Origin of the sequence: Citrobacter sp. Ce119 (assembly GCF_030334525.1) — a bacterium.
Taxonomy (GTDB): Bacteria; Pseudomonadota; Gammaproteobacteria; order Enterobacterales; family Enterobacteriaceae; genus Citrobacter; species Citrobacter europaeus.
Window position 1 is genome coordinate 516,455 of the sequence record NZ_JAOWDR010000060.1, and the last position, 13,790, is coordinate 530,244.

A 13,790-nucleotide genomic window follows, 5' to 3' on the forward strand; every position below is an offset into this window, starting at 1 on the left:
AAGGTTATGCCTGTGCGCGAAGGGATAAAAGGGATTTCTGCTACAACTTGCAGGGAGATTGATTTAGCGCAATTTTGGCGGTAGCTGACTACCGCCAGGGAGGTATTTGTTCGGGTTTCAGGCGGAGAAAAACGCCATCAGCAGAGGCACCAACAGACTCAGAATAAAACCGTGAACGATGGCTGCCGGGACCATTTCCAGGCCGCCGCTGCGTTGTAGTACGGGCAGGGTAAAATCCATTGATGTCGCGCCACATAGCCCCAACGCGGTAGAGCGGCTACGGCCAACCAGTCCTGGAATCAACATAATGGCGATCAGCTCGCGCGCCAGGTCGTTGAAGAAGGCGGCACTCCCAATTACCGGGCCGAACGATTCGGTCAACAAAATACCTGACAGGGAATACCAGCCAAAACCTGACGCCATCGCCAGCGCGGTTTTCAGCGGCAGGCCGAGAATCAACGCATTGATAACCCCCGCCAGCATCGAACTGGCGACCACCACCACCGCCACAATCATCCCCCGGCGATTCAGCACAATTTGCTTTAAGGTCATACCGCTGTTGCGCAGTTGGATCCCCACCAGGAACAGTAAAAAGATTAACGTATATTCGCTGGCTTCGGTGGCGTGCTGCAGAATGGGAAGACCGGTGAGGCCGAGCAGAAAACCGATGACGACGACGCCGCAAAGCTGAAGTGACTCAAGCGCCATTGCTATTCGTGAGGGGAGCTTTTCTTGCTTGTGATTATGTCGCCAGGGCAGCGTACGCTCCAGCCAGAACAGCGCCGCGATATTACACAGCAAAATGACCGTCACGCTGACTGCAGAATAATGAAGAATGGCCAGCAGGTTACTGGCGAGATTATCCAGAAACGCCAGACTGATACCCATAAAAAAGAGAATAAGGTAGACGATCCAGCTCAACAGGCGATTGATTATTTTTAATGCAGCCCTGTGCCGAAGCGGAATAAGGTAGCCCACAATAAGGGGAACCAGAATGATTAACAGCCCTGAAAACATGAAAACCCGATCCTTGCTGAGATGTAAGACGAAATGCGCCAGCACACACTACTCAATGCAAAGAGGGGAGTAAAGTTGCAAATAAAAGGAAATATAGAGAGGAAAAAAAAGACCTGACTTTCGCCAGGCCTTTTTGTTAGCGATTAATCGCGTTTTTCGAGCAGGGTGCGGTAAATAAGACCGCCGAGAACCCCACCGATAATCGGCATAACCCAGAAGAACCACAATTGTTGTAACGCCCAGCCACCCTGGAAGATGGCTACTGCGGTACTACGCGCCGGGTTTACCGACGTGTTGGTAACCGGAATACTGATCAAGTGGATCAGGGTTAACGCCAGACCAATCGCAATGGGGGCAAAACCTGCCGGAGCATGTTTATCAGTTGCGCCGTGGATCACTAATAAGAAACCAGCGGTCAGAATAATTTCAATTACTACGGCAGAAAGCATGGAATAGCCGCCTGGTGAATGTTCACCAAAGCCGTTCGAGGCAAAACCGCTGGCGGAGGCATCAAAACCTGCTTTACCGCTGGCAATAAGATACAGCGCCGCTGCTGCAACAATACCGCCCACAACCTGAGCAATAACATAACCAATAACGTCTTTTGCCGGGAAGCGACCGCCAGCCCATAAACCGAAGGTTACCGCTGGGTTAAAGTGCCCACCGGAAATATGACCTACGGCGAATGCCATGGTCAGTACGGTCAGACCAAACGCCAGGGCCACACCGGCAAATCCAATACCCAACTCCGGGAATGCTGCGGCCAGTATTGCGCTACCGCACCCGCCAAAGACGAGCCAAAACGTACCGAAGAATTCGGCTGCTAATTTCCTGAACATAACCACCTCAATTAAAAGTTCCGGGTTCGTGTTCCTTGCCCGGTAATTCATCGCTAAAAAGGGACGATGATGAAAGAGCGGGTATTTTAGATAAAAAAATCATCCCTTCGCCAGTTAAATTGATGAAAAAATTTGATTTAAGGCAATATGTTGTTATTCCTTTATGAATATTGGATGAATGAAGCATAGTTCAATTAGAAAAAGGTGATGATTGAGTTCTGAAATAATATTCCGAGGAAAACATAAGAAGAATATTCTTATATTATTCAATTTCTGCGACTAACCTCCTGATGATATCGGGTGTCCTGCGCGCCCGCTTGCCGTTATACTCCTGATAACTTGAAGGAAAAAGTTAGCATTTCCGGAGGCTATATGATTCTCGAACGCGTTGAGATTGTTGGATTTCGTGGTATTAACCGTCTGTCGTTGATGCTGGAGCAGAGCAACGTGCTGATTGGGGAGAACGCGTGGGGGAAGTCCAGTCTGCTGGATGCCTTAACCCTTCTGCTGTCACCGGAAACTGATTTGTACCACTTTGACCGCGAAGATTTTTGGTTCCCGCCGGGTGATATACAAGGGCGGGAACATCACCTGCATATCATCCTGACCTTTCGTGAGTCTCAACCGGGTCGCCACCGCGTACGCAGATATCGTCCTCTGGAAAACTGCTGGACGCAGTGCCAGGATGGCTATCACCGCATTTTCTATCGGCTGGAAGGTGAATGTGCGGATGATGGTAGCGTTCTGACGTTACGCAGTTTTCTTGATGGCGAGGGCCACCCGCTCACTCTTGACGACATTAACGATATGGCGCGGCATCTCGTGCGTTTGATGCCGGTCCTGCGCCTGCGCGACGCGCGTTTCATGCGACGTATCCGTAACGGTACGGTGCCGGATTCGGCGGATGTCGAAGTGACCGCCCGGCAACTGGATTTTCTGGCGCGCGAATTGGCCACCCGACCGCAAAACCTGACAGATGGGCAGATACGTCAGGGGCTATCGGCTATGGTCCAGCTGTTAGAACACTATTTTTCTGAGCAGGGTTCCGGCCAGTCCCGCTATCGTCTGATGCGTCGGCGTTCTAATAACGAACAACGTAGCTGGCGCTATCTGGATATTATCAACCGGATGATTGATAAACCCGGCGGACGCACGCACCGGGTGATCCTGCTGGGCCTGTTTTCAACGTTGTTACAGGCCAAAGGTACGCTGAGACTGGATAAAGACGCCCGGCCTTTGCTGCTGGTCGAAGATCCGGAAACGCGTTTACATCCTATTATGCTCTCCGTTGCCTGGCACCTGCTGAATTTACTGCCTCTGCAGCGGGTAGCGACTACCAACTCTGGTGAACTGCTGTCCCTCACGCCCGTGGAACACGTTGTCCGCCTGGTGCGTGAATCCTCCCGGGTTGCTGCCTGGCGGCTTGGACCGGGTGGGATCAGCGCAGAAGATGGTCGGCGCATTGCCTTCCATATTCGTTTCAATCGTGCTTCGTCGTTGTTTGCTCGCTGCTGGCTACTGGTGGAAGGCGAAACGGAAACCTGGGTCATTAACGAACTGGCCCGACAGTGCGGCCACCATTTTGACGCGGAAGGTATCAAGGTGATTGAATTTGCCCAGTCTGGACTTAAGCCGCTGGTTAAGTTTGCCCGCCGGATGGGAATCGAGTGGCATGTGCTGGTCGATGGAGATGAAGCCGGGAAAAAGTATGCCGCTACGGTGCGGAGTTTATTGAATAACGACAGGGAAGAAGAGCGCGATCATTTAACCATGCTCCCCGCGCTGGATATGGAACACTTTATGTATCGCCAGGGATTCGCTGACGTTTTTCACCGGGTGGCGCAAATCCCCGAAAACGTGCCCATGAATATGCGCAAAATTATCTCAAAAGCGATTCACCGGTCGTCAAAACCAGATTTAGCCATTGAGGTGGCGATGGAAGCCGGGCGGCGCGGCGTTGACGCGGTGCCAACGTTGCTGCGAAAAATGTTTTCCCGCGTGCTGTGGTTGGCACGCGGCAGAGCGGATTAGTGGCGAAACATCGACGACAGCTGCGAGTGGATGCTGTCCAGTAGCTGATAGCGACGGCGGTATTCCGCGCGTTTTTTGCTGGCAATGTCCGCTTCGCTTTTTCGCGCCATTGTGCGTGGAATATGATAGTAACCGTGGCTGTCGCACTCACCGCCAACCGACTCCCAAAATGTGTTGTAGTCGGAAAGGATTACCTTGTTTTTGTCGTGGTAACGAGGGCTGCGAAAAATATGCTGTTCATTGCTGACAGCAAGAATTTGTTCGACATTCAATTGTTCTGCAAAACAGCAAATGGCTTCCATCACAATACGTTTTGGGAAAATCCCATGGCATGACTTGGTCGCTTTTTGAATTTCTTCATGTGGCAGTAATCGGCTGCCTCCCTGTAACCCGCCAATAAACAACGTACTGCTTCCTTGATAATTGCATAGCGTAAACGTCATTTCCGCTAAAGTCTCGCCAGCGCAATTACGTACCAAAATGGTGCTTTCACCTTCTTTATCCAGTGAGATAAATGAGGCCATTATTACGTTAAATATTTCGCTGTTTTTGCCTTCAATTTGTGCCAGTTGTAATCCATCTGCACTTAAATAATCCTTAAACTCAGTGGTTGAAAAAGAGCTGCGGATAGCATGGTAATGATAACGCACAGCATCCAGTTTCGTCTTCCGGTCAAGGTTTTGCGCAAGATAGGCGCGATGCAAACGAACCGGCAATCGAGGCTGGCGTGCAAGTACGCTATCCAGGTCAGGCCATTGTGCCAGCTCAGACATCCATTCACGCGTTAATCTCGGCATAAGCGCTGAGCGCAACAAAAACTTACGACGAAAGCTTCGCTGATGCCAAAATTTTCCGGGGCGCCAATGTCCGGTCATCAGGCTACAAAAGAGACTAAAACTTGTGACTGGTTTTGAAGAATGAAAAGTGCTGTCAGTTAGCTGGCTCATAATAACAATCCGATGGATACTCTGGCACTAATTTCAGCACAGCGGATCTTAACCATTCATCAATAACTCTGTTATTCTTGCATTTTTCAACGGCTATTTATTTAACGTTGATGTTTAACACTTCACTCTGGTGGACGTATTGGGGGAAATTGGGACATTTATGAAGCTCAAGGGAAAAATCAAAAAACGCTATATTCTTTTCGCCATCATCATTATTGTGGCGATAATTGCACTTTGGCGAACGCTTAATGCGCCTTTACCTCAGTATCAAACCTTAATTGTTCGTCCGGGCGATCTGCAGCAAAGCGTACTGGCAACCGGGAAACTGGATGCGCTGCGTAAAGTTGACGTCGGGGCGCAGGTCAGTGGGCAGTTAAAAACGCTGTCTGTCGCGATTGGCGACAAAGTAAAAAAAGATCAACTGCTCGGCGTTATCGATCCTGAACAGGCGCAAAACCAGATCAAAGAGGTCGAAGCGACGCTGATGGAATTACGCGCCCAGCGGTTACAGGCTGAAGCCGAGTGGAAACTGGCGCGGGTGACGCTTTCCCGTCAGCAACAGTTGGCGAAAACCCAGGCGGTCTCACAGCAGGATCTCGACACCGCGGCTACCGAGATGGCGGTAAAACAGGCGCAAATCGGCACAATTGACGCACAAATTAAGCGTAATCAGGCCTCTCTTGATACGGCAAAAACTAACCTTGATTACACCCGCATCGTCGCGCCAATGGCAGGTGAAGTCACGCAAATTACTACCCTGCAGGGGCAAACCGTTATTGCCGCCCAGCAGGCACCTAACATTCTGACGCTGGCCGATATGAGCACCATGCTGGTGAAAGCGCAGGTTTCCGAGGCGGATGTGATTCATCTGCATCCTGGGCAAAAGGCCTGGTTTACCGTTCTCGGCGATCCGCAGACGCGTTACGAAGGTAAGCTCAAAGATGTTCTTCCGACGCCAGAAAAAGTGAATGACGCGATTTTCTACTATGCTCGCTTCGAAGTTCCCAACCCGAAAGGGATCCTGCGCCTGGATATGACCGCGCAGGTCCATATTCAGCTTACGGATGTTAAAAATGTCCTGACGATCCCGCTGTCGGCATTGGGCGATCCTATCGGCAACAATCGTTATAACGTCAGGCTGCTGCGCAACGGCGAAACCCGTGAACGTGAAGTGATTATCGGCGCGCGTAATGACACCGATGTGGAGATCGTGAAAGGGCTGGAAGAGGGGGATGAAGTCATCACCAGTGAGGGCAACGCTGGAGCTGCAAAATGACGGCATTGCTTGAACTGAGCAATATCCGCCGCAGCTATCCGTCAGGCGAAGGCCAGGTTGAGGTGTTGAAGGACGTATCCTTGAGCATTCAGGCTGGGGAAATGGTGGCGATTGTCGGGGCGTCTGGCTCGGGTAAATCGACGCTGATGAACATTCTCGGCTGTCTGGATAAACCCACCAGCGGTACGTATCGGGTTGCCGGGCGTGATGTCTCCACGCTGGATAGCGATGCGCTAGCGCAACTGCGTCGTGAGCATTTCGGTTTTATCTTCCAGCGTTATCATTTGCTGTCGCATTTAACCGCCGCGCAAAATGTTGAGGTACCCGCGGTCTACGCTGGCACCGAACGCAAACAACGCCTGGCTCATGCGCAGGAACTCCTTCAGCGGCTGGGGCTGGGTGACCGAGTTGACTATCAGCCTTCTCAACTTTCCGGTGGTCAGCAGCAGCGGGTCAGTATTGCGCGTGCGCTGATGAACGGTGGGCAAGTGATCCTTGCCGACGAACCCACCGGTGCGCTGGACAGCCATTCCGGCGAAGAGGTGATGGCGATTTTGCATCAGTTGCGCGATCGCGGGCATACGGTGATTATCGTCACTCACGATAGCCAGGTCGCCGCGCAGGCTGAACGCGTCATTGAAATTCGTGACGGCGAGATTGTGCGCAATCCTCCGTCGCACAAGCCCTCTGGCGGGCGCGACATCGTGGAGCCGACGGTGAAAGCGGCGTCCGGCTGGGGGCAGTTTGTCAGTGGTTTTCGTGAAGCCCTCACTATGGCCTGGCTGGCAATGGCCGCGAATAAAATGCGAACGCTGCTGACCATGCTTGGGATCATCATCGGTATTGCTTCGGTGGTGTCGATCGTGGTGGTTGGCGATGCGGCTAAACAGCTGGTGCTGGCGGATATTCGCGCTATCGGCACTAATACCATCGATATCTACCCTGGCAAAGACTTCGGCGACGACGACCCGCAATATCAACAGGCGTTGAAGTATGACGATTTAACGGCGCTACAGAAGCAGCCATGGGTAAGTTCGGTGACGCCTGCGGTGTCGAAGAACCTGCGGCTACGCTATGGCAATATCGATGTGGCAGCCAGTGCTAACGGCGTGAGCGGCGACTATTTCAACGTCTATGGCATGACGTTTAGCGAAGGGACCACTTTTAACGCTGAACAACTGGCGGGCCGCGCTCAGGTGGTGGTGCTCGACAGCAATACCCGGCGTCAGTTGTTCCCCAATAAAGCGAAAGTCGTTGGCGAAGTCGTGCTGGTGGGGAATATGCCTGCCACGGTTATCGGCGTTGCAGAAGAGAAACAGTCGATGTTTGGCAGTAGCAAGATCCTGCGGGTATGGCTGCCTTACAGCACCATGTCCGGGCGAATTATGGGGCAGTCGTGGCTGAACTCGATAACCGTGCGGGTGAAGGACGGTTTTGATAGTGCCCAGGCCGAGCAGCAGCTCACCCGATTGTTGACGTTGCGCCACGGTAAGAAAGATTTCTTCACGTGGAACATGGACGGCGTCTTGAAAACTGCCGAAAAGACCACACGTACATTACAACTCTTCCTGACGCTGGTGGCGGTGATTTCGCTGGTGGTCGGTGGGATTGGCGTGATGAATATTATGCTGGTGTCGGTAACCGAGCGAACGCGCGAGATTGGCATTCGTATGGCGGTTGGCGCTCGCGCCAGTGACGTGCTGCAGCAGTTCTTAATTGAAGCGGTGCTGGTATGTCTGGTGGGCGGTGCGTTAGGTATTAGCCTGTCGATGTTGATCGCCTTTACGCTTCAGCTATTCCTACCTGGCTGGGAAATTGGTTTCTCACCCGTGGCCTTGTTGACGGCGTTTCTGTGCTCAACCGCGACCGGGATTTTGTTTGGCTGGCTACCAGCACGAAATGCGGCGCGGCTGGATCCGGTAGATGCCCTGGCGCGGGAATAATGCCACTGAGATAAAAATGCCAGCCGCAAGGGCTGGCATTTTGACTGCGGGATGTACACAATGAGACAGAAGAGTTATGCGACAGCTTCTGCTTCAATGACAGGCACGATGACACTGGCATGATTGCCTTTTGGCCCCTGGTGGACATCAAACTGGACAGACTGTCCGGCTTTTAGCGTTCTGTAACCATCCATCTGAATGGTGGAGTAATGGGCGAAAATATCTTCGCCGCCGCCTTCGGGGCAGATGAAACCAAACCCTTTGGCGTTGTTGAACCACTTAACAGTACCCGTTTCCATACTTCGACATCCTTCGTAAATCTTATATAAGTAAGATGGAATGAACCGGTGGCGGAGTGGGGGCTGTTCAAAACCTCGCCAACTCTCGAAACTACAATTTAGAGAAATCAGGCGAGGCGTCAAGCGCCAGGCAGACGGAATAGGGTAAAAATGCATCAAAATTTGAAGCAGTTAACGCTATTGTCGGTTATGTGACAGATGTCGCGGATGGCACTAATAGATGATAGTTATCTAATACTTGAGGTAGATTGATTGTGCGCATAGGCTGCTTGTCAGCGGCAAGATTTTCTGCCGGAAACCGTAACTGAAGATGACGACAGACAATGGGTAAGACGAACGACTGGCTGGATTTCGATCTGCTGGCGGAAGATAAATTGCGCGACGCGCTAAAACCGCCATCTATGTATAAAGTGATATTAGTCAATGATGATTACACTCCGATGGAGTTTGTTATTGACGTGTTACAAAAATTCTTTTCTTATGATGTAGAACGTGCAACGCAACTGATGCTTGCAGTTCACTATCAAGGTAAAGCGATCTGCGGCGTATTCACTGCCGAAGTAGCTGAAACCAAAGTGGCGATGGTGAACAAGTATGCGAGGGAGAACGAGCATCCGTTGCTGTGTACGCTAGAAAAAGCCTGAATGCAGGCATAAATATTGGGGGAGGTGCCTATGCTCAATCAAGAACTGGAACTCAGTTTAAACATGGCTTTCGCCAGAGCGCGCGAGCACCGACATGAGTTTATGACCGTCGAGCACTTGTTACTGGCGTTGCTCAGTAACCCATCGGCCCGCGAAGCGCTGGAAGCGTGTTCTGTGGATCTGGTGGCGCTGCGTCAGGAACTCGAAGCCTTCATTGAACAAACCACACCCGTATTGCCTGCCAGTGAAGAAGAGCGCGACACGCAGCCAACGTTGAGTTTTCAGCGAGTGTTGCAACGTGCGGTCTTCCATGTTCAGTCCTCCGGGCGCAATGAAGTTACCGGCGCGAATGTGCTGGTCGCTATCTTCAGCGAGCAGGAATCTCAGGCGGCTTATCTGCTGCGTAAGCATGAAGTGAGTCGCCTTGATGTGGTGAATTTTATTTCTCATGGCACGCGCAAAGACGAACCAAGTCAGTCTTCTGACTCTGGTAATCAGCCGAATAACGAAGAGCAAGCTGGCGGGGAGGACCGTATGGAGAACTTCACGACTAACCTTAACCAGCTTGCCCGTGTGGGCGGAATTGATCCGCTCATTGGCCGGGACAAAGAGCTGGAGCGCGCCATTCAGGTACTGTGCCGTCGCAGAAAAAACAACCCGCTGCTGGTGGGAGAGTCTGGCGTCGGTAAAACCGCGATTGCTGAAGGCCTCGCCTGGCGTATCGTCCAGGGCGATGTGCCTGAAATCATGGCTGATTGTACCCTTTATTCTCTGGATATCGGCTCGCTGCTGGCGGGTACCAAATATCGCGGCGATTTTGAAAAACGCTTCAAGGCGCTGCTGAAACAGCTGGAACAGGATACTAACAGCATTCTGTTCATCGATGAGATCCATACCATTATCGGTGCGGGTGCGGCATCGGGCGGCCAGGTGGATGCGGCTAACCTGATCAAGCCGTTGCTCTCCAGCGGTAAGATCCGTGTGATAGGGTCTACTACTTATCAGGAGTTCAGCAATATCTTTGAAAAGGACCGTGCGTTAGCGCGCCGTTTCCAGAAAATCGATGTCACTGAGCCATCGGTCGAAGAGACCGTGCAGATAATCAACGGTCTGAAGCCGAAATACGAAGCGCACCATGATGTCCGCTATACCGCCAAAGCGGTGCGTGCAGCGGTCGAACTGGCGGTGAAGTACATTAACGATCGTCACCTGCCGGATAAAGCGATTGACGTGATCGACGAGGCGGGCGCGCGTGCGCGTCTGATGCCGGTCAGCAAGCGCAAGAAAACCGTCAACGTGGCGGATATCGAGTCCGTCGTGGCCCGCATTGCGCGGATCCCGGAGAAGAGCGTTTCGCAAAGCGATCGTGATACGCTGAAAAACCTGGGCAATCGTCTGAAGATGCTGGTGTTCGGACAGGATAAAGCCATTGAGGCGCTGACTGAAGCGATCAAAATGAGCCGTGCCGGTCTGGGTCACGAGCATAAACCGGTCGGTTCGTTCCTGTTTGCCGGGCCAACTGGCGTGGGTAAGACCGAGGTCACGGTACAGCTATCCAAAGCGCTAGGTATTGAACTGCTGCGTTTTGATATGTCCGAATATATGGAACGCCACACCGTTAGCCGCCTGATTGGTGCGCCTCCGGGATATGTTGGTTTCGACCAGGGCGGTTTGCTGACCGATGCCGTCATTAAGCATCCGCATGCGGTACTGCTGTTGGATGAAATCGAAAAAGCGCATCCGGACGTCTTTAACCTGCTGCTGCAGGTAATGGATAACGGCACGCTGACCGACAATAACGGGCGTAAAGCGGATTTCCGCAACGTGGTGCTGGTCATGACCACTAACGCCGGCGTGCGTGAAACCGAGCGTAAATCGATTGGGCTTATTCATCAGGACAACAGTACCGATGCAATGGGCGAAATCAAAAAAGTGTTTACGCCGGAATTCCGTAACCGTCTCGACAACATTATCTGGTTCGATCATCTCTCTACAGAGGTGATTCATCAGGTTGTTGATAAGTTTATCGTCGAGCTTCAGGTTCAGTTGGATCAGAAAGGTGTCTCTCTGGAAGTGAGTCAGGAAGCCCGTGACTGGCTGGCAGAGAAAGGCTACGACCGTGCAATGGGCGCACGTCCAATGACGCGTGTTGTCCAGGATAACCTGAAAAAACCATTGGCTAACGAACTGCTGTTCGGTTCGCTTGTGGATGGCGGTCAGGTGACCGTTGCGCTGGATAAAGAGAAAAATGAGCTGACCTATGGTTTCCAGAGTGCGCAAAAGCACAAGCCAGAAGCAGCACATTAATTTCTAATCACCTAATAAGCCGGGCATAATGCCCGGTTTTTTTTCGCCTGAAAGTAGTGAATAGAATAGGGGGACTCGCAGAGTTTAAACGGCAGGCAAAAAATAAGCCTGCGTAAGGGAGATTACGCAGGCTAAGGAGGTGGTTCCTGGTACAGCTAGCATTTATGGGTTATGTTTTTCAGCGGAAGCGATAATACCCTTAATGAACGAAACGGTATGTGATCGATTTCTAAGAATCTTCCGAACGCTGAAAAATAACCGTAATTAACTACTTAGCATGCGGGTTGCGCGTGGACTCACCGGTAAAATTACGCATCAACAATGCATAATTCAGATCGATATCCTCCGGTACAGGCATCCACACGGTGTAACCATCGCCTGGCGCAACTGGCATCGCTTCGCCTTTCGCGTTTTCCATCTGCTCGAGAGTAAAGTTGATGTTGCCCTGTGGGGTCATCAGCTCCAGGCTGTCGCCAACGGTGAATTTGTTTTTCACCAGTACGGCTGCCAGCTCGCCTTTACGCTCGCCAGTGAATTCGCCGACAAACTGCTGACGCTCGGAAACGGAGAAACCGTATTCATAGTTCTGATAGTCGTCATGCGTATGGCGGCGCAGGAACCCTTCGGTGTAACCGCGATGCGCCAGGCCTTCCAGCGTTTCCAGCAATTGCGGGTCGAACGGTTTACCGGCCGCGGCATCATCAATGGCTTTGCGATATACCTGCGCGGTACGTGCACAGTAATAATATGACTTGGTACGGCCTTCGATTTTCAGCGAATGCACGCCCATCTGCGTCAGACGTTCAACGTGGGCAATGGCACGCAAATCCTTTGAGTTCATGATGTAAGTACCATGCTCGTCTTCAAACGCGGTCATGTACTCACCCGGACGCTGGGCTTCTTCAATCATAAAGACTTTGTCTGTCGGTGCGCCAATACCTAACGTTGGCTCAACGTTTTGTACCGGGATAGGCTCGTACTTATGCACGATATTGCCCACCACGTCTTCTTTGCCTTCCTGTACGTTGTATTCCCAGCGGCAGGCATTGGTACAGGTACCCTGGTTTGGGTCACGCTTGTTGATGTAGCCAGAGAGCAGGCAGCGACCGGAGTAGGCCATGCACAGGGCGCCGTGAACGAAGATCTCAAGCTCCATATCCGGCACCTGAGTGCGGATTTCTTCGATTTCTTCCAGTGACAGTTCGCGAGAGAGGATCACTCGGGTCAGCCCCATCTGCTTCCAGAATTTCACTGTCGCCCAGTTTACGGCGTTAGCCTGTACTGAAAGGTGAATGTCCATGTCGGGGAAGTTTTCGCGCACCAGCATGATAAGACCCGGGTCCGACATGATCAGTGCATCCGGTCCCATTTCCACCACCGGTTTCAGGTCACGAATAAAGGTCTTCAGCTTGGCATTGTGTGGGGCAATGTTAACCACCACATAGAATTTTTTACCCAGTTCATGGGCTTCATTAATGCCGAGCTGCAGGTTTTCGTGGTTGAATTCGTTGTTGCGTACGCGCAGTGAGTAACGCGGTTGGCCCGCATACACAGCGTCTGCGCCATAGGCGAAAGCGTAACGCATGTTTTTCAGCGTTCCCGCCGGGGAAAGGAGTTCCGGTTTAAACATAATTTTCTCGTTCTGATGACAGGTCAGACTCGCCTCACTCAATGAGGCGGTTAGGGGAGTGCCCCCATATTAAGGGCGGGCATTGTAGCGCTACGCGAAGATGCCGTAAACCTTGTAGGCTCAATCAACCCGTAGATAGTGTCCGTCGGCGCTGACATTCATACCGAAACCGCAGTTTTGCGGGTCGTCGGTTCTGGCGTCGATGCCCTCAGGCGTGACCGTAAGTGAGATATCGCAGTGGATATAGTCGCCCTCTCTGAGCGCGATCACGCCTTTATCGTTTTTCAGCGTGACCAGTTCTGAGAATTCACCCATGTTTGGGCCATAATAAAGAGCCATCATGCCAAAGTAATAACCCTGAAAATCAACCTGATAGTCTGATTTATTCTCTGTAGGTTTAATAACCAGCGTTTCCCAGGATGCCAGACCGGCGTAGTTCCAGTATTCACCGGCAGGAGAATCGTTCTTTGGCAGTGCGGCCAGCTTATCTTTGATAAGACCCAGGTTGTAGACCGACTTCGTATCATTGGGATTGATCATCAGCCAGGCCTGCGCCTTACGCCATTGTCCTTCGCGCATCCAGGTCAGGGCCACGTTGTTGTAGGCCGTCGCTACGGTTTTATCATCAAGGCGGCAGCCTTCGCTCCAGGTGACCTGCTTTTCAAAAGCTTCACGCGCTTTTGCGTAGTTCTTAGCTTTGTAGAACTGTTCGCCCTGGCTGGCGTAGGTCGGGACTTTGGCACAGTCAGCTTTGATTTGCTGCTCAGTGATTTCAGCGTGGGTAAAACCTGAGGCCAGTAAAAACAGTAACGGTCCGCAGCGTAAGTCCATTTTCATGTATGCATCCTTTAAAGACA

The 13,790-nt window shown here is 51.8% G+C and carries 11 protein-coding genes; 5 read left to right on the plus strand and 6 right to left on the minus strand.

The features are described from left to right. Positions 1-117: 117 nt before the first annotated feature. Together OGV80_RS22695 and aqpZ are read right to left on the minus strand one after the other, a co-directional pair. Positions 118-1,017, minus strand: coding sequence for a LysO family transporter (locus OGV80_RS22695; protein WP_087052538.1), 900 nt, complete (start codon positions 1,015-1,017; stop codon positions 118-120). Between the two features lie 143 nt (positions 1,018-1,160). After that, on the minus strand, positions 1,161-1,856 hold the full coding sequence (gene aqpZ, locus OGV80_RS22700; RefSeq protein ID WP_043016901.1) for an aquaporin Z: 696 nt from the start codon (positions 1,854-1,856) through the stop codon (positions 1,161-1,163). A gap of 372 nt (positions 1,857-2,228) precedes the next feature. On the opposite strand from aqpZ, the gene OGV80_RS22705 reads away from it, so the two are divergent. Next, positions 2,229-3,887 (plus strand): ATP-dependent endonuclease, encoded by a 1,659-nt coding sequence (locus OGV80_RS22705; RefSeq protein ID WP_043016900.1) that lies wholly within the window; start codon positions 2,229-2,231, stop codon positions 3,885-3,887. On the opposite strand, the gene OGV80_RS22710 is transcribed toward OGV80_RS22705, so the two are convergent. Continuing rightward, positions 3,884-4,834 carry a VirK/YbjX family protein gene (locus tag OGV80_RS22710; protein WP_075145940.1) on the minus strand — a complete coding sequence of 317 codons (951 nt, stop codon included), beginning with the start codon at positions 4,832-4,834 and terminating at the stop codon, positions 3,884-3,886. The two genes, OGV80_RS22705 and OGV80_RS22710, sit on opposite strands and share 4 nt — an antisense overlap. Positions 4,835-4,994: 160 nt before the next feature. Here OGV80_RS22710 and macA point away from each other — a divergent pair, with 160 nt between their 5' ends. Both macA and macB read left to right on the plus strand, forming a co-directional pair. Beyond that, on the plus strand, positions 4,995-6,110 hold the full coding sequence (gene macA / locus OGV80_RS22715; RefSeq protein ID WP_043016898.1) for a macrolide transporter subunit MacA: 1,116 nt from the start codon (positions 4,995-4,997) through the stop codon (positions 6,108-6,110). After that, positions 6,107-8,053 (plus strand): macrolide ABC transporter ATP-binding protein/permease MacB, encoded by a 1,947-nt coding sequence (gene macB / locus OGV80_RS22720; protein WP_286515790.1) that lies wholly within the window; start codon positions 6,107-6,109, stop codon positions 8,051-8,053. The genes macA and macB overlap by 4 nt, the downstream gene beginning before the upstream one ends. Positions 8,054-8,127: 74 nt before the next feature. On the opposite strand, the gene cspD is transcribed toward macB, so the two are convergent. Then, positions 8,128-8,352 (minus strand): cold shock-like protein CspD, encoded by a 225-nt coding sequence (gene cspD / locus OGV80_RS22725; RefSeq protein ID WP_003036813.1) that lies wholly within the window; start codon positions 8,350-8,352, stop codon positions 8,128-8,130. 323 nt (positions 8,353-8,675) lie between these two features. Here cspD and clpS point away from each other — a divergent pair, with 323 nt between their 5' ends. Together clpS and clpA are read left to right on the plus strand one after the other, a co-directional pair. Continuing rightward, positions 8,676-8,996: an ATP-dependent Clp protease adapter ClpS gene (clpS, locus tag OGV80_RS22730; protein WP_003036810.1), complete on the plus strand. Its 321-nt coding sequence runs from the start codon at positions 8,676-8,678 to the stop codon at positions 8,994-8,996. 30 nt (positions 8,997-9,026) lie between these two features. Continuing rightward, positions 9,027-11,303: an ATP-dependent Clp protease ATP-binding subunit ClpA gene (gene clpA / locus OGV80_RS22735; protein ID WP_003036804.1), complete on the plus strand. Its 2,277-nt coding sequence runs from the start codon at positions 9,027-9,029 to the stop codon at positions 11,301-11,303. Between the two features lie 268 nt (positions 11,304-11,571). Here the strand turns inward: clpA and trhP are convergent, their stop codons facing one another. Both trhP and OGV80_RS22745 read right to left on the minus strand, forming a co-directional pair. Next, complete coding sequence (gene trhP, locus OGV80_RS22740; RefSeq protein WP_043016896.1) at positions 11,572-12,933, minus strand: prephenate-dependent tRNA uridine(34) hydroxylase TrhP; 1,362 nt, start codon at positions 12,931-12,933, stop codon at positions 11,572-11,574. 120 nt (positions 12,934-13,053) lie between these two features. Continuing rightward, positions 13,054-13,764, minus strand: coding sequence for a tetratricopeptide repeat protein (locus OGV80_RS22745; RefSeq protein ID WP_043017945.1), 711 nt, complete (start codon positions 13,762-13,764; stop codon positions 13,054-13,056). Positions 13,765-13,790 lie beyond the last annotated feature (26 nt).

Bases quoted from the DNA above. Each gene is read 5' to 3' on its own strand.
- clpA (WP_003036804.1), top strand. From the start codon at position 9,027: ATGCTCAATCAAGAACTGGAACTCAGTTTAAACATGGCTTTCGCCAGA.
- OGV80_RS22695 (WP_087052538.1), bottom strand. From the start codon at position 1,017: ATGTTTTCAGGGCTGTTAATCATTCTGGTTCCCCTTATTGTGGGCTAC.
- OGV80_RS22745 (WP_043017945.1), bottom strand. From the start codon at position 13,764: ATGGACTTACGCTGCGGACCGTTACTGTTTTTACTGGCCTCAGGTTTT.
- OGV80_RS22705 (WP_043016900.1), top strand. From the start codon at position 2,229: ATGATTCTCGAACGCGTTGAGATTGTTGGATTTCGTGGTATTAACCGT.
- macA (WP_043016898.1), top strand. From the start codon at position 4,995: ATGAAGCTCAAGGGAAAAATCAAAAAACGCTATATTCTTTTCGCCATC.
- aqpZ (WP_043016901.1), bottom strand. From the start codon at position 1,856: ATGTTCAGGAAATTAGCAGCCGAATTCTTCGGTACGTTTTGGCTCGTC.
- macB (WP_286515790.1), top strand. From the start codon at position 6,107: ATGACGGCATTGCTTGAACTGAGCAATATCCGCCGCAGCTATCCGTCA.
- clpS (WP_003036810.1), top strand. From the start codon at position 8,676: ATGGGTAAGACGAACGACTGGCTGGATTTCGATCTGCTGGCGGAAGAT.
- cspD (WP_003036813.1), bottom strand. From the start codon at position 8,352: ATGGAAACGGGTACTGTTAAGTGGTTCAACAACGCCAAAGGGTTTGGT.
- OGV80_RS22710 (WP_075145940.1), bottom strand. From the start codon at position 4,834: ATGAGCCAGCTAACTGACAGCACTTTTCATTCTTCAAAACCAGTCACA.
- trhP (WP_043016896.1), bottom strand. From the start codon at position 12,933: ATGTTTAAACCGGAACTCCTTTCCCCGGCGGGAACGCTGAAAAACATG.